Origin of the sequence: Micromonospora sp. NPDC023737, from assembly GCF_040639715.1 — a bacterium.
Classification (GTDB): domain Bacteria; phylum Actinomycetota; class Actinomycetes; order Mycobacteriales; family Micromonosporaceae; genus Micromonospora.
This window is the reverse complement of record NZ_JBFAAL010000022.1, coordinates 1-15,511: the sequence shown is the minus strand read 5'-3', so window position 1 is coordinate 15,511 and position 15,511 is coordinate 1. Positions and strand designations below refer to the sequence as shown.

The window sequence follows — 15,511 nt, the reverse complement described above, 5'->3', positions numbered from 1 at the left end:
GGCCGCGAGGGCAGGTCAGGGAAGGTCGGGCCGATCGGCCAGGTCGGCCTCGGGCAGTTCCTCCGGCCGGGCCACCCACGCCGAGTAGACCGGCACGCCGTGCCACGGCCCGGCCGGTAGACCGTCGCGGGTGTCGGTGGCGACGGCAACGACGGCGTACGGATGTCCGAAACGCAGGTTGGCGACGCGCACGACGGCTTCCGGCGGCAGGCCGGCCACCGCGGCGAGCGCGGTCACCGCGGCCGCCTCGAAGCCGTACCGGCCGTAGCGGGCCGTCGCGGCCTGAGCTGCGTCGTAGCCCAGGCCCGGGGCACCCATCAGCTCGCCGAGGGCGCCCACCGCCCGGTCGAAGCCGAGCCCCTTCGTGGTCAGGTCGTGCCGGCTGTCCGCCTCCCAGCAGGGGAGCACCGCGCTGAGCCGCTCCTCACGCCCGAACGCCCGGGTGTGCTCCTCGCGCAGCGTCCAGAGCGGGGTCTCTCCCAGCGGCAGGTCGTAGAGGGAACGGCGCCCCCTCCCGGGGGACGTCGTCGCGTTGATCGCCACCTCGTGGGCGGCCGCGAGGACGTCGGACGCGGGTACCTCGGGCAGCGCGGCGACCGAGACGACCAGTAGGCCGGCCTCGCGGTCGTCGACGGTCTCCGGCTTCGCCTGGGCGGCGTGCACGGCCACGTCGCCGGCCCGGCCGGTGCCGGCGATCCAGCAGGTGTGGCCGTGCCACGGGGTGCGCAGCACCCGGCGCAGCTCGCCCGCCCAGGCGCTGCCCGGTCCGAGCGCATCGGCGGTCGCCACCTGGAACGGGGTGGCCCAGGTGATCCGGGTGGCCAGCGCCGTGGCCATGACCAGGAGCGTGTCCGGCTCGACCGTGAGCGGAAACTTCTCGATCATGCCCATGGTGTGCTCCCGCGCCCACGCGTCCAGGGCCGCCTGCTCGGGCAGCGGCCCCGTGTCGGTGCTCTTCGGCAGCGCGGCGCGCCACTGCGCCAGCGCGTCGACCGCTGTACGTTCCCACAGCGCGCTGGCGGAGGCGACCAGCGGGTGCGGTGCGTCCAGCAGCGCCCGCGCCGTCGCGGCGGCCCGGTCGGCGTCCGCGCCGAGCACCTCCTCCAACTCCGTACGCGTCTGGCCGGTGGCGGCCGGGCCGACCAGGGCGAGCAGCAGCCACGCGCCGAGCGGGGAGGCGATGTGGTGCTCGGGGCCGATCAGGCGGTGCATCCGTTCCGCGTATCGGGCCACGGGCCCGGTAGAAACCATCATCGCTCCACTGTGCCCGCCCGGCTGCGCCCGCGTCAGCCCGTCACTCCGTGTCGGCGTCGATGACCCCTTGCCACCCGGGCGGTCAGCGGGTGCGGGCGTTTCCGGCGGCGGTAGTTCTTCTGCGGCCGCGGCTGCCGACGGTTCCCTGGCTGGGCTCGCCGGAGGCGCTATGGATAGGCTTCCGGGCCGTGGCAGGTCTGTTGAAGAGCATGGCGGCACGCATCAGCCGGGCCGGTGGAGCGATCGTTCCCCGTCAGCGACGTGGGGAGCCCACGCCGGCTCAGGTCGCGCGCCGGCGTCACGTCGCCGCGCTGCAGCGCCGCGAGCTGTCGTACGCCCCGGAGCTGGACGGGCAGGCCGACCCGGGCGAGATCGTGTGGACCTGGGTGCCGTACGAGGACGACCCGCGCCAGGGCAAGGACCGTCCGGTGCTGGTGGTCGGCCGGAAGAGCCGCACCCTGTTCGGGCTGATGCTGTCCAGCCAGAGCGCCCGGGACGGACAGCGGCACTGGCTCGCGCTCGGCCCGGGTGACTGGGATCGGGACATGCGGCCCAGCTGGATCCGGTTGGATCGGGTGCTGACCATGCGGGAGGACAGCATCCGCCGCGAGGGCGCGATCCTGGACCGGGCCCGCTTCGAGCGGGTCGGCAGGGCGTTGCGCGCCGGCTACGGCTGGCGCTGATCCCCGACCGGTCAGCTCCCGAGCGGGCATCGGCGATTCGGCGGCCATTCCTCGTACGGTTCACCGGCCGCGGCGGGCGTACCGACTCGTCGGCCCACCCCGGCAGGCAGGTGCATGGCCGTGAGGCTGATACCTGAGATTCATCAATATGACTCTGAGGTATCAACCTCATCGAGAGATTCCGCCTGAACGTCCTCTGGGCGCACGGGTGGGTGCGCGGCGGTCAGGTGGGTTCGCGGCTCGGTCCGACCGCGGCGGACCGGTGTCCGGCGGCGGATACGGCCGCTCGGCCAGCAGCCGGCCCTCGCCGAGTGGGTCGACCAGTATCGAAGGCTCTGGGAAGAGCGTTTACGACACATTGGGCGACTTCCTCAACGACCTGAAGGGGTAAGACGATGAGCCAGCTCAGTGACCTCGCGATCGACCTGCCGTCAGACCTGGAGATCACCCTCACCCGCGCCTTCGACGCGCCACGCGACCTGGTGTTCGCCGCACACAACCAGGCGGAGCACCTGAAGCAGTGGTGGGGGCGGGGCAACGCGCTCGACGTCGAGATCGACTTCCGGGTGGGCGGCCGATACCGGTTCGTCGAGCACGCCAAGGACGGCAACTCCTACGCGTTCCGGGGTGAGTTCCGGGAGATCGTGGTGCCGGAGCGGATCGTGCAGACCTTCGAGTACGAGGGCATGCCCGGGCACGTGGTGGTGGAGACCCTCGTCTTCACCGAGCAGGACGGGCGTACCGTCGTCGCCGGCACCAGCCGGTTCGACACGAAGCAGGAGCGCGACGGCATGCTCGACACCGGGATGACGCAGGGCGCGGCCGAGTCGTACGCCGCCCTGGATCGGCACCTGGCCGGCCTGGCCTGACGTACGGCGGGGCATCCGACGGGTGGCTCCGCCGTACCCGAACCGTCTTCGTGGGAATTGTTTGTAACGTTCGCCAGGTCGCGAGCGCTCTTCGTAATGCCACTGGGGGGTAGTTCCGGGTTCCGCACCGCACGGGGACGGCGATGCGACCGCCGTCGGAGACGGAGAGGAATGCCGCGATGAACGGTGGCGCACGTCCACACCAAGCCTTGCCTGACGATCATCTGCCGGTCACGCCGGACTGGATCTGCTCGACCTGTGGTACGGATTGGCCCTGCTCCACGAAGCGGAGCCGGCTGTTGGAGGAGTACGGGCGCGATCGGGCGGCGCTCGGTGTCTATCTGGCGGCGTGTCTCGCCGCAGCGTCCGCGGAGCTGCGCCGCGTTCCTGTGGACGTACTGCAGCGACGCTTCACGGGCTGGCTTCCCCGGCCCCGGCGCCCCTTCTGACCGGCGGACGGGCCCCGGCGTACCGGCCGGAGCCCGTTCCGCATGCACCTCCTTCCTGCTGTGACCGTGGTCAGGTCCGGGTGCTCGCCCGGACCTGCCGCGCTGTGGCGGGGACCGACGCGCGTGTGGCGCGCGTGGTCGCCGCGGGGGTGCGGGTCGGCCAACCCACCAGCCGGGGACGCCGTCGAGCGCTCACGTCCTCGACCCAGCCGACCAGCAGCACGACGACGAAGAGCAGTACGAGCGCCACCGCCAGGTATCCGACCTGCCCGAGCCGCCAGGCGTCGATCTGGTCGCCGACGACGAAGCAGATCGCGATCGCCGCGTTGTGCCAGAGGTAGATGGTCAGGGCCCGACTGTTCAGCCAGGTGACCAGCCGGTCCAGTGGCCGGGCCCGGGCCAGCCACGCCATCGGGGGGCGTGCCCGGAGCAGCAGGAGCACGAAACCCAGCGAGTAGAAGGCCTGCGCGGATGGGATGTCGTTGAGGTCGAAGCCGTCCGCGGGGCTCGTCATCGTCCACCCGGCGCCGACCCCCAGGCACACGGCCGCGGCGAGAATCAGCGCCGGCAATGGAATGCGGTGCAGCGCACCGTCGTGATGAGCGAAGCCGACGAGCCAGCAGGCGCCGAAGGTGGCCAGGTCGACGACGACCGAGTGAACGTTGCCGCTGAGCGGTGGCGACGTGGTCTGCAGCAGCACCACGGCGGCGAGAGGCAGCAGCACGGTCGGCAGCGGCCACCGGCGGTAGAGGCCGAGCAGTACGGGCGAGAGCAGGACAAGCCAGAGGTACGTGACCAGGTACCACAGCACCCCGGTCACGTCCTGTGCCCAGGCGCTGCCCGCGGGCTGGGCGATCGGGATCAGCCAGGTCAACAGCCCGGGCCACGCCGGCCGGTCGGGCCAGCCCTGCCAGACCATCAACGGCACGAGCACCGCGCCCAGCATCCACAATGCCGGCAACAGCCGTCGCAGTCGGCTGTTGACCGCCTGAACCGACGTACGGTCCAGGGAACGGGCCATCAGCGAGCCGCCGAGCGCGAACATCACGCCCATGGCGGGAAACGCGAAGCTCAACCAGGCGTAGCCCCACATGTGGTAGACGATCACCCGAGTCAGGGCCAGCGCGCGGAGGGTGTCGAACCATCGGTCCCGGCCTGCTCCGGCACCGACCGGCCCGGCGGTCCGACCGGTCGCCTCCGGCCGCACCCGGTGCTCGTCCACCACGCTTCCGTCCACCACGCTTCCGTCCACCACGCTTGCGTTCATCAGCTGCCGTCCATCACGCCGGCGTTCACCACGGTTCCGTCCACCACCTGTCCGGGGCGACCGGTCGGCGGGTCACCGGCACGCTTCAATTTTCGCCATCGAAGCCGGGCACCGGTCAGCGCGGTGATCATCGACCGGAGCAGGACCAGGTACATCAGCTGCCGGTACGCGAACTGCTGCAGGGGGAGCGCCAGCAGTGGCAGTAGGCGCTCACGGTCGAGGCGGAAAGCGACCAGCCCGGTGACCGCCTGCACGGCCAGCATCAGCAGCCACGCCACGGCGGTCTCGGTGGCGCCGAGGAAGAACAGTCCGTACAGGGCCATCACGTCCAGCACCGGACCGAGCAGTGGCAGCACCACCCCGAACAGGGCGAGCATCGGCAGACCGAGGCGGCCGAACCGGCCGGACGGGCCGCTGTCGAGCACCGCCCGGCGGTGCTTCCACATCGCCTGCATGGTGCCGTAGCTCCAGCGGTACCGTTGCCGCCACAACTGCGTCAGGGAGGCGGGTGCCTCGGTCCACGCCCTGGCCCGCTTCTCGTACACCACACGCCAGCCGGCCCGGAGGACGGCCATCGTGATGTCGGTGTCCTCGGCGAGGGTGTCGTCACTCATGCCGCCTGCGGTGAGCAGCACCCGGCGGCGGAACGCCCCGATGGCCCCCGGCACGGTCGGCATGCAGCCGAGCGTCTCGTACAGCCGGCGGTCGAGGTTGAAGCCGATGACGTACTCGATGTGCTGCCACCACCCGAGCGGGCCTCGGCGGTTGGCCACCTTGACGTTGCCGGCGACGGCGCCCACCGACGGGTCGGCGAACGGCTGCACCAGCCGGCGTACGGAGTCCCGCTCGAACACCGTGTCGCCGTCGACCATCACGATGATCTCGTGGCTGGCGTGGGCGATACCCGTGTTGAGCGCGCTCGGCTTGCCGCCGTTGGGCTTGCGGATCACCCGCACGTTGCGCAGGCCGAGCGCCTCCACCAGGTCGGCGGTCCCGTCGGTGGAGCCGTCGTCGACGACGACGACCTCGATCCCGCGATGGTCGCCGTTGGCCAGCGACCGGACGCTCGCGACGATGCCGGCCTGTTCGTTGTAGGCCGGCACGATTATCGACACGGGCTCGGTGACCGGCGGTCCCCAGTAGCCACGGCGGCGGCGCCAGGCCAGCCGGGGCGCGAGGACGAGCAGCAGCAGTGTACGGGCCAGCATCAGGAGCCCGACCACCACGAACAGCACCCGGAGCGCGGCGATGAACAGGTCGGCGACCTGCACCGCCGTGACGACCGACCCGGACCGCCAGCGGGTGGCCTCTGACACCGGCCGGTTCGCGGGAACCGCGGCCACGTCGTCCTCGTCGGTCTCGTCCCGGGTCTGGTTGACGCCGCTTCCGACGGTGACGAAGTCGTAGCCTCGCCCCAGCATCGCGGGAATGAACCGGTCGAGCGCGGCGACCGTCTGCGCGCGGTCGCCGCCCGCGTCGTGCATCAGCACGACGGCGCCCTGCCCGTCCGGCGGGGTCATGTTCCGCACGATCGCGTCCACTCCGGGCCGGGCCCAGTCCTGGCTGTCGGTGTCGTTCACGGCCGTGAGGTAGCCGAGCCGGCCGGCCTGCCGGATGGCCGCCCACGCCTCGTCGTCCACGGCGTCGGCCCGCGACGAGTACGGGAAGCGCAGCAGGTTCGTCCGGACGCCCGCAGCGCTCATGATTGCCATCTGGGTCTGGGTGTACTCGAGCCGCCGTTGCCAACCGGGCAGCACCGTCGCGTCCGGGTGGCTGAAGGTGTGCACCCCCAGTTCGTGACCCTCGGCGGCGATTCGTGCGACCAGGTCGGGATGGCGCGCCACCTGGCTGCCCACCACGAAGAAGGTCGCCTTCGCCCGGTGGTGTCGCAGCACCTCGAGGATTCGTGGCGTCCACACCGGATCCGGGCCGTCGTCGAAGGTGAGGGCGATGGTGCGGGGCGGCATGCGATAGGACTGCGTCTGGCCTCCGGTGGTGTCGATCACCGGTCCGCCAGAGATGATCTCGGCCGGCACCGTGCTCTGGTCACCCGTCTCCCGAACGTGGTCCGGGGTGAACTCGGAGTTCGCGTACGCCTCGACCAGCAGCAGGCTGACCAGGACGGTGACCAGGGCCCCGCAGACCATCCAGCTCGCGCGCGGCGCAAGCCGGATCCGACGTCGCCGCCGTGGCGAGGGGGACGTGGGACGCCTCGTCGTCACGGTCATCGGCCCCTCCCCGCGGCGTCGATCAGGGCGGGCACGGTCGGCGGCGCGGTGGGCGTGGGAGCTGCGGTGGACGGACTCGGCGCCGCGCTGGACGGGTTCGTCGTGGCGCCGGACGGGCTCGTCGTGGCGCCGGACGGTGACGGCGGAGTGGGTGCCGCGGTCGAGGGGGGCGGCGGGGACGGTTGCTTGCCGGACCTCGACGGTGGTAGGGCCGGAATCTGCACGTGAGGCTTTGGCGCCGGTTCGGGTACGAGGGACGGCCGGGGCCGTGCCTCGTTGGGCGGCTCGGGGGCGGAGCCGGCCAGATCTTCGTTGGCCGCCGCCACGAGCGGAACCAGTGGGCCGCTCTGCTCCGGCGGCTGGTCACCGATCTCCATGCCGGTCTCGTCGCCCGAGATCGGCGCGGCCCGGGGCACCGCGGGTCCAGTCAGGACGGCGATCCCGACGATCGGCACATACACGAGGGTGCCAGCCGCCAGGAGTACAGCACCCCAGCGCATCAGGCGGGCGCGTCGTCCGCTGACGTCGACGAAGACCGGCACCGGGAGGTGGGACGCGGCGGTTCGGCCGGGGAGGGTGGGCGAGTTGCCGCCGTGAATGTGAACGACCACCCGGACGACGTTAGGGAGGAAGAAAGCCCTTTATGTCCACTTTGTGAGGACTAGGCCATGCGGGCGATTTCATATTCCGAACAACCGGATGGATGGTCAAGGACCGCCTCAGAGGGGCGGCGACCTCCTATTTCTGCAGTCGGGTGATGGACGATCGCTCTCAGACATACAGGTGCAGATGCCTCGCAAAGAGGCCTAGATATGCCGAGAAATGCCGAAATGGTACTGAACGGGACATAGGGCCTATAAAAGGGAGGAAGATAACTAGATGGGGCGAGGTGCGAGGTGCTCATCGGCGTGGCCGTCACGTTCCACCGTCCGGCGCGTTGAAGGAGCATCGGCCGCCCATGTCACTCCGGCAGGTGCCCGCTGTCGACGAGCTGACGGGCCTGCCGGCCCGAGTTGAGACTCTTCGCCCGGTACATCGAGGCATCCGCCTGGCGTAGCGCCTCGGGCAGTTGGGTCGGGCCGGTAACCGGCGCGAGGCCCACCGAGGCCGTGACCCGCAGGGTGAAGCCCCCCATCGAGATGGGCGCGGCGAGCATCTCGTAGAGCCGCCGGCTGGCGTGGTCGATCCAGCGCCGGTCGAGGGTCGGAGTGACCAGCAGGCCCGCGAACTCGTCACCGCCGAGTCGGGCCACGAGGTTGTCGCCGGCGAACGCGGCCAGCCGCTCCGCCACGCTGATCAGCACCTGGTCGCCCGCCGCGTGCCCGTACTGGTCGTTGACCTGCTTGAAATCGTCCAGGTCGAGCACCACGGCCACCACCGACCGCCCGGAGGCGTCGGTGAGCAGCGCCGCAGCCAGTCGGTAGAAGGCGCGGCGGTTGGGTAGGCCGGTCAGCGGGTCGTGGCTGGCGGCGTGCCGTTCGGCGGCGAGCTCCGCCTGCAGATGCTCTATCTCGGCCTCGGCCCGTAGCGCCCGGCGGCGCAGTTGCCATGAGGAGATCAGTGCCCCCGCGGCGCAGATGCCGGACGCCAAACTCACCGGATCCGGCACCCGAGCCCTCCCGTCACGCCAGCGCCCGGGTTCCGACATGCCCGGGCGGGCCCTCGTTATCCCTGGTCACGACCCAGGTTAGGTAACTCAACGTGAACAGATAAGTACCGTTCACGTGGGTTATCATGCTCGCCGTCCGATGCAGATGCAATAGCAGATGCACGTGCAGCAGAGTCCGATGTCGACACTCTCTCCGCGCCGCCACCGCTCCTCCCCACGGCATCGGCCGGCTCTAGAACAGAAAGACCCCTCCTCATGCAGCAGCCGATGAACGGTGTCCCCGTCGACCAGCTCCCACCGCTGGACTGGCAGAAGAGCCGCCGGAGCAACCCCAGCGGCAACTGCGTCGAGCTGGCCGAACTGCCCGGGGGTGGCGGCGTGGCCGTACGCAACTCGCGCTACCCGGACGGACCCGCGCTCATCTACACGGTCGACGAGATCGCCGCCTTCGTGCTCGGCGCCCGCGACGGCGACTTCGACCATCTGATCGCCTGACCGTCACCGCCGGTGCGCGGGTGGTACCCCTCCCGCGCGCGTCCGTGGCATGCTTACTGCTCGGTCGGGCCGGGTGCCCGACCGAGCTGGTACGCGGAGGTCGGCACGTGACGATTGTTCCCGCCGACGGCGGCCCGACGACCGGGCCGACCGTGCTGCGCATGCTGCTCGGTGCCCAGCTGCGCCGCCTGCGTGAGTCCAGCGGAGTCACCCGCGAGGGTGCCGGGTGGGAGATCCGCGCCTCCGAGTCGAAGATCAGCCGGATGGAGCTCGGCCGGGTCGGCTTCAAGGAACGCGACGTCGCCGACCTGCTCACCCTCTACGGCGTCAAGGACGACGAGGAGCGGGAGGTACTGCTCAAACTCGCCCGGGACGCCAACAGCCCCGGCTGGTGGCACCGGTACGGCGACGTGCTGCCCAGCTGGTTCCAGTCCTACCTCGGTCTGGAGGCCGCGGCGGCGCTGATCCGCACGTACGAGGTGCAGTTCGTTCCCGGGTTGTTGCAGACCCCCGCGTACGCCCGGGCGGTGGTGCTGCTCGGGCACGGCACGGCGGCGCCCGACGAGATCGACAGACGGGTCGGGTTGCGCGTGCGGCGCCAGGAACTGCTGCGCCGGGCGGATCCACCGCAGCTGTGGGCCGTGCTGGACGAGGCGGCGCTGCGCCGCCCGATCGGCGGCCCGGAGGTCATGCGAGGCCAGTTGACCGCGCTCATCGAGGCGACCCGGTCGCCGAACATCCGGTTGCAGATCATCCCGTTCACCGCCGGCGGGCACGCCGCCGCCGGAGGAGCGTTCAGCATCCTGCGCTTCGGCGACCAGGACCTGCCCGACATCGTCTACATCGAACAGCTGACCAGCGCCATCTACCTCGACAAGCGTGACGACCTGGACCATTACGCGCTGGCCATGGAGCGGCTCTGCGTCGAGGCCGAGCCGCCGGAGCGTACGCCGGAGCTGCTCACTCGCCTGCGCGACGACCTCTATCCGGGCTGACCGTCGCACGCCCGACTCGCCCCGCCACTGTCGCGACCGCTCGCTTCCCCCTCCGCGTCTTCGAGGCAGATCCAGCCACAGTCGGTGCTGTCCCGCTGCCCTGACGGCGCTCCGCCCCGCGCCCGCGGCGAGCGCCCGCCCACCGTGGCCGTCCCGGATTCGCGTACCGAGCCGATCTCGCACCGGCCATCCGGGCACGAGCGAGCCAACCGGTGCGGAATCGGGCACCGAAAGTGGTGGCCTACGGCGGCGGCCAGGCAGACTGGACGGCCATGTCGCCGTTCACGCCCGCTCTCCGGTTGCACGATCGGTACGTCCTGCGCGAGCGCATCGGCCTCGGCGGGATGTCCGAGGTGTGGCGCGCCGACGACGAGGTGCTCGGCCGGTCCGTCGCGGTCAAGGCCCTCGCCACGGAACTCGCCGCCGACCCGGAGCTGCGGGCCACCATCCGGCGCGAGGCCCGCGCCGCGGCCCGGCTGACCCACCCGCACGTGACCCGGGTGTACGACTACGGCGAGGCGACCCTGCCCGGGGGCGAGGTCGTGCCGTACCTCGTCATGGAACTGGTCGACGGCCACAACCTGGCCGACCGGGTCACCGGCGGTCCGCTCCCGTGGCCCGAAGCGGTCCGGACGGCCGGGCAGGTCGCCTCCGCTCTCGCCGCCGCGCACCGGATGGGGGTGGTGCACCGCGACATCAAGCCGGGCAACGTGATGCTCACCGAGGCCGGCGCCAAGGTGCTCGACTTCGGCATCGCCACCCTCGCCGGCCCGCACCACCCGCTGGCCGGGCAGACCGGTGAGCTGCTCATGGGCACCCCGGCCTACGTCGCCCCGGAGCGGCTCTCCGCCGGCCCGCCCGACCCGGCCAGCGACGTGTACGCCCTCGGCGCGCTGCTCTACCGCACCCTCACCGGCCGCCCGCCGCTGCCCGTGCAGACCTGGGAGGACGCGGTCGAGGTGCACCAGCGGCACCGCCCCGTGCCGCCGCTGCGGGTTCCCGGACTGCCGGCCGACATCGCCGACCTGGTCCTCTCCTGCCTCGCCGCGGACCCGGCCCGGCGGCCGAGCGCGGCGCAGCTCGCGACCCGATTCGGCGCCGTCCCGGCCGACCCGCCCACCGCGGTCCTGAGCAACTCGTCGGCCGACCCGGCCACCGCCGTCCTGCGACCCCGCCCGGCCGGGCGGGCGACTGTCGCGTCCGCGCAGGCCCCCACGCTGATCGACCAACCGCCCAGCACGCCCCGGCGTCAGGTCCCGGCGCCACGACGGCGGTCCCGCAGTCCGCTCGCCGCCATCATGGCCGCCGCGCTGGTGCTCGTGTTCGCCCTGGGGGTGATGCTCGCCCTCGACAACGACCGGGGAACACCGTCGGCCGCCGGTACGGCGAGCGCGACGCCGCAGTCACCGTCGACCTCCGTCGCGCCCGAGCCGCCGCCGTCGCCGTCGCCGTCCCCACCCGCACCGACGACCGAGGCACCCGGGCCGATCGAGCTGCGGCAGCTCGCCACCGAGTTCGTGGCACTTCTCGTACAGGCACAGGCGCAGGGCCAGGTCGACCGGCGGACCGCCGACGACCTGCGCGACGAACTGGCCGACCTCGTCCGCGGCAAGCCGAAGGACCGGGCGAAGCACGTGCGGAAGCTGCGCGAACGGATCGCCGAAGCGGCAAAGCGGGACGAAATCTCCTCCGGGATGGCGGACCGGTTGGACGACCTGCTCGAACGCGCAGAGGTGCACGTCGGTCGCGGCGACCACTGAGCCTTCCCGACCCGACCCGGCGTCCCGCGCCGCCGGTCGCCAGGGGATGCGGTTTTCCGCATCCCGGCGCTGTGGCTTCACCGCACGCTTGGAAGGCCATCCTCATGTTCGTCTCCCAGGAACAGTTCGTAGCGTTGACCCATGATTCGAACCCCGCACGCCCTGCTCGCCACGGGAGGTCTCGCGGCGGACGCCCAACCGCCGCAGGACGGGATCGTCGGCTACGTCACGGACCTGGTGGAACGGCTCGGTGGACCCGGCGCCGGCCTGGCCGTGGCGCTGGAGAACCTCTTCCCGCCGATCCCGAGCGAAGTCATCCTGCCGCTGGCCGGTTTCGTCGCCGGTCAAGGCCGGATGAGCGTGGTCGGGGCGATCTTCTGGACGACGCTCGGCTCACTGCTCGGCGCCCTGGCCCTCTACGGGATCGGAGCCGCGCTCGGCCGAGACCGGATCCGGGCGGTCGCGGCGAAGCTGCCACTGGTCAAGCTCAGCGACGTGGACAAGACCGAGGCCTGGTTCATCCGACACGGTGTGAAAGCGGTCTTCTTCGGGCGGATGATTCCGATCTTCCGGAGCCTGATCTCCATCCCGGCCGGCGTGGAGCGCATGCCGATCGCCATCTTCGCCCTCTACACGACGCTGGGCAGCCTGATCTGGAACAGCACCTTCGTGTTCGCCGGCTACCTGCTCGGCGACAACTGGCACCTGGTCGAGGGGTACGTCGGCATACTCCAGAACGTCGTGATCGTGGTGTGCGCGGCGGCGGTCGCCTGGTTCGTGGTGACCCGGGTGCGACGCGCTCGCCGCGCCGGCCGGGAACCGGAACCGACGCCGGTCGCCAACCCGGGGACGGGCGTCCCTGACCCGAGCGGCCGGGGCACCCTCTACCGCAGTGGTGGTTGGGACGACGGCGGGCACGGCGGGGCACGTTGACCCACCCTGTCCGGGTCGGGGCCGGGGTCGCCGCCGGCGCGCTGACCGCCGCCGGGGATCTGGCCTTCCTCCTGGCTGCCGCCGTCGCCGCCGCCGGGTCCGTGCTCGTGCCGCGGGCCCGCCGCCGGGTCGGCACGCTGATCCCGCGGTACGCCACGACGCTGGTACGGCTCGAACGCCGCCGGCTCGCCGAGCTGCTCGGCGCGACCGAGTTGCCTCCGATCCGTACGGCCGGCTGGCGGGACGTCACCTATCTCGCGGCCCGGCTGCTCCCGGGTGCGCTGGGCGCGCTGGCGTACCTGCTGCTGGCGATCGGCGCGGTGCTCGCCTGGATCCTGCTGTCCGCCACCGTGCGCGGTGACCTGTCCGTGGCGGAGTTCCTGCTGCAGGTCGTCATCGGCACGGTGTTGCTGATGTTGAACGTGCAGGCCATCAGCAGCGTGGGCGCGCTGGACGTCCGGATCGCCCGGTGGCTGCTCGACCGCGGCGCCCGAGCGGCGCTGGAGGACCGGGTTCGCGAGCTGGCCAGCACACGGGCGGGTGTGATCGCCGCCGTGGACGCCGAACGCCAGCGCATCGAGCGGGATCTGCACGACGGACTGCAACAGCGGCTGGTCGCGCTCGGCATGCTGCTCGGCCGGGCGCGGCGCAGCCAGGACACCGAGCGGACGTACGCCCTGGTCAAGCAGGCCCACGAGGACGTGCAGCGGGCGCTCGAGGAGTTGCGGGAGGTGGCCTGGCGGGTCTACCCCTCCGCCCTCGAGGAGAGCGACCTCGGGCAGGTGCTCGGCATGGTCGCCCAACGCTCCACCGTGCCGGTACGGATCCGGTGCGACCTGCCCGTACGACCCGATCGACAGATCGAGACGGTGCTCTACTTCGTGGCCTGCGAGGCGCTCACCAACGCCGCGAAACACGCCGCGGCTAACCTGGTCACGATCGACATCGAGCCGCGGGAGGGGACGATCCGGATGCTCGTACGCGACGACGGTACGGGTGGCGCGGATCCCTCCGGCCGCGGTCTGTCCGGGCTGGCCCGCCGGGTCGCCGCGCTGGACGGGCGACTGCGCGTGGACAGCCCGGCCGGCGGGCCGACGACCGTACTGGCGGAACTGCCGTGCGCGTGACGCTCGCCGAGGACTCCACGCTGCTGCGGGAGGGGCTGGCGCGGCTGCTCGTCGAGGAGGGCCACCTGGTGGTCGCCTCCGTCGGCAGCGCCGACGAGCTGCTCGAAGCGGTCGACCGCGAACGCCCCGACGTGGTCGTCACCGATGTCCGGATGCCGCCCAACCACACCGACGACGGTCTGCGAGCCGCATTGGAGATCCGCCACCGCTGGCCCGACACCGCCGTGCTCGTACTGTCCCAGTACGTCGAGAAGCGGTACGCCAGCCGGCTGCTCGCCGACCGTCCCGAGGGCGTCGGGTACCTGCTCAAGGACCGGGTCGCCCAGGTCGACGACTTCCTCGACGCCCTGGACCGGGTGTACGCGGGGGCGACCGCCCTGGACCCGGAGGTGGTACGCCAGGTCGTGTCCGGCTCGGACCGCACCGATCCGCTCAACCGGCTGACCGCCCGCGAACGGGACGTCCTGCATCACATGGCCCAGGGCCACACGAACGCCGCGATCGCCGAGAGGCTGCACGTATCGCTCAGCGCGGTCGAGAAGCACGTGAACGCGATCTTCGAAAAGCTCGACCTGTCCCACGTCACCGGCTACAGCCGCAGAGTGTTGGCGATCCTCCGCTATCTCTCCGCCTGACCCGTCCCGGCGGGCATGCGGGGGCTGGCCGCCTAGAAGGCGGCCGACGTGGGTTGGGACCGTGTGGGTGGCCGCTCCTGGGTGGGTTGAGTCACCTCGGGTCGGGCCGTATGGGTGGCCGCCCTGGATGGGGTTGATCGCCTCGGGTCGAGGCCGTGTGGGTGGCCCGGGGTGATGGGCTCGGGTTCAGGTTGGATCGGTGGCCCCTGGGTGGTTGATCGAGTCGGGTTGAGGTCGGGTGGGTGGCCTGGGTGGTTGATCTCGTCGAGTGGGGGTCGTGTGGGTGGCCCCTAGGTGGTGATCTCGTCGGGTTGGGGCCGCGCGGGGTGGCCTGGGTGGTTGATCGAGTCGGGTTGGGGCCGGGTGGTTGATCTCGTCGGGTTGGGCCGGGTGGTGGCCTCTGAGTGGGTTGATTGCCTCGGGCTGGGGTCTTGGTGGTGACCCCGAGCAGGTTGATCGACTCGGGTTCCTTGATGTGGGGGTGTCCGGGACGCGTGGATGCGCCGACTTCGTGGATGTCGAGTTGACCATGGGCGGGGTGTGGGGTGGCTGGGCGTGGTGTCCGGTTTGCGGCGGAGGGAGTTGGGCTGCGGGTGGGGTGGTTGGGTGGTTTGGTGGGTTCTGTGGTGTGACCGGTGGCATCCCGGGGCCGGAATCGTGGCCGGGCCGGGGGCGTTGAACACCCCTGACGGTCGGGGTAGCAGCCCCCGCCGCCGCGGACCCGTCAAGCCGGTCCGGCATGGTCCGGAATGATGCCGGCCCGCCGGTCGTTGAACCCGGTCCCGGCCACGGCCTGTGGCCAGCCCGCAAGGGCCTCCGGAAACCGGGGAACGATGACGGCCCGCCGGTCGTTGAACCCGGTTCCGGCCGCGGCCTGTCGCTAGTGCGCAGGGCCCCCGGGAACCGGGGAACGATGACGGCCTGCCCGTGGTTGAACACGGTCCCGGCCACGGCCCGGCGAGCCAGCCCGGAAGGGCCCCGGGAATCCCGGGAATGATGGTGGCCGGCCGGTCGTTGAACCCGGTCCCGGCGCGGTGAAGCCCCCCCGTCTCACCCCGGGACACCCGGCCCCGTGAACACCCCCCGTGCTTCACGCAGTGCCCTCAGACTTTTCCCCTCTGCTTTCGAAGCGCCGGTTCGTGGCGCTGACCCACACCCCCGGTGGGTCATCACCCCCGAAGGAGCTTTGATCATGAACACGATCATG

At 71.5% G+C, this 15,511-nt stretch carries 13 protein-coding genes; 8 read left to right on the top strand and 5 right to left on the bottom strand.

The features are described 5' to 3' along the window. Positions 1-15 precede the first annotated feature (15 nt). Complete coding sequence (locus AB0F98_RS29020) at positions 16-1,212, bottom strand: serpin family protein (protein ID WP_357741821.1); 1,197 nt, start codon at positions 1,210-1,212, stop codon at positions 16-18. A gap of 230 nt (positions 1,213-1,442) precedes the next feature. Between AB0F98_RS29020 and AB0F98_RS29015 the strand changes: the two genes are divergently transcribed. Then, positions 1,443-1,937: a type II toxin-antitoxin system PemK/MazF family toxin gene (locus AB0F98_RS29015; protein WP_357741818.1), complete on the top strand. Its 495-nt coding sequence runs from the start codon at positions 1,443-1,445 to the stop codon at positions 1,935-1,937. Positions 1,938-2,332: 395 nt separating this feature from the next. Next, positions 2,333-2,806, top strand: coding sequence for an SRPBCC family protein (locus AB0F98_RS29010; RefSeq protein ID WP_357741815.1), 474 nt, complete (start codon positions 2,333-2,335; stop codon positions 2,804-2,806). 519 nt (positions 2,807-3,325) lie between these two features. Here the strand turns inward: AB0F98_RS29010 and AB0F98_RS29005 are convergent. The 4 genes from AB0F98_RS29005 to AB0F98_RS28990 form a co-directional block, all read right to left on the bottom strand. Next, complete coding sequence (locus AB0F98_RS29005; protein WP_357741812.1) at positions 3,326-4,522, bottom strand: acyltransferase; 1,197 nt, start codon at positions 4,520-4,522, stop codon at positions 3,326-3,328. Next, positions 4,522-6,669 (bottom strand): bifunctional polysaccharide deacetylase/glycosyltransferase family 2 protein, encoded by a 2,148-nt coding sequence (locus tag AB0F98_RS29000; RefSeq protein WP_357741809.1) that lies wholly within the window; start codon positions 6,667-6,669, stop codon positions 4,522-4,524. The genes AB0F98_RS29005 and AB0F98_RS29000 overlap by 1 nt, the downstream gene beginning before the upstream one ends. 77 nt (positions 6,670-6,746) lie before the next feature. Continuing rightward, a complete protein-coding gene (locus AB0F98_RS28995; protein ID WP_357741806.1) occupies positions 6,747-7,361 on the bottom strand; it encodes a hypothetical protein in 615 nt (204 codons plus the stop codon). A 350-nt stretch (positions 7,362-7,711) separates the two neighbouring features. Continuing rightward, positions 7,712-8,359, bottom strand: a complete 648-nt coding sequence (locus AB0F98_RS28990; RefSeq protein ID WP_357741803.1) for a GGDEF domain-containing protein — start codon at positions 8,357-8,359, stop codon at positions 7,712-7,714. Between the two features lie 255 nt (positions 8,360-8,614). Between AB0F98_RS28990 and AB0F98_RS28985 the strand changes: the two genes are divergently transcribed. From AB0F98_RS28985 to AB0F98_RS28960, 6 genes are all read left to right on the top strand, one after another. Then, positions 8,615-8,854: a DUF397 domain-containing protein gene (locus AB0F98_RS28985; RefSeq protein ID WP_357741799.1), complete on the top strand. Its 240-nt coding sequence runs from the start codon at positions 8,615-8,617 to the stop codon at positions 8,852-8,854. A 107-nt stretch (positions 8,855-8,961) separates the two neighbouring features. Continuing rightward, positions 8,962-9,849 (top strand): helix-turn-helix transcriptional regulator, encoded by an 888-nt coding sequence (locus tag AB0F98_RS28980; protein ID WP_357741796.1) that lies wholly within the window; start codon positions 8,962-8,964, stop codon positions 9,847-9,849. Between the two features lie 272 nt (positions 9,850-10,121). Next, positions 10,122-11,609 (top strand): protein kinase, encoded by a 1,488-nt coding sequence (locus AB0F98_RS28975; protein ID WP_357741793.1) that lies wholly within the window; start codon positions 10,122-10,124, stop codon positions 11,607-11,609. Between the two features lie 141 nt (positions 11,610-11,750). Continuing rightward, positions 11,751-12,542, top strand: coding sequence for a DedA family protein (locus tag AB0F98_RS28970; protein WP_357741790.1), 792 nt, complete (start codon positions 11,751-11,753; stop codon positions 12,540-12,542). After that, positions 12,539-13,669, top strand: a complete 1,131-nt coding sequence (locus AB0F98_RS28965; RefSeq protein ID WP_357741787.1) for a histidine kinase — start codon at positions 12,539-12,541, stop codon at positions 13,667-13,669. Before AB0F98_RS28970 ends, AB0F98_RS28965 begins: the two co-directional genes overlap by 4 nt. Continuing rightward, complete coding sequence (locus AB0F98_RS28960; protein ID WP_357741784.1) at positions 13,660-14,304, top strand: response regulator transcription factor; 645 nt, start codon at positions 13,660-13,662, stop codon at positions 14,302-14,304. The genes AB0F98_RS28965 and AB0F98_RS28960 overlap by 10 nt, the downstream gene beginning before the upstream one ends. The last annotated feature ends 1,207 nt before the right edge of the window (positions 14,305-15,511 follow it).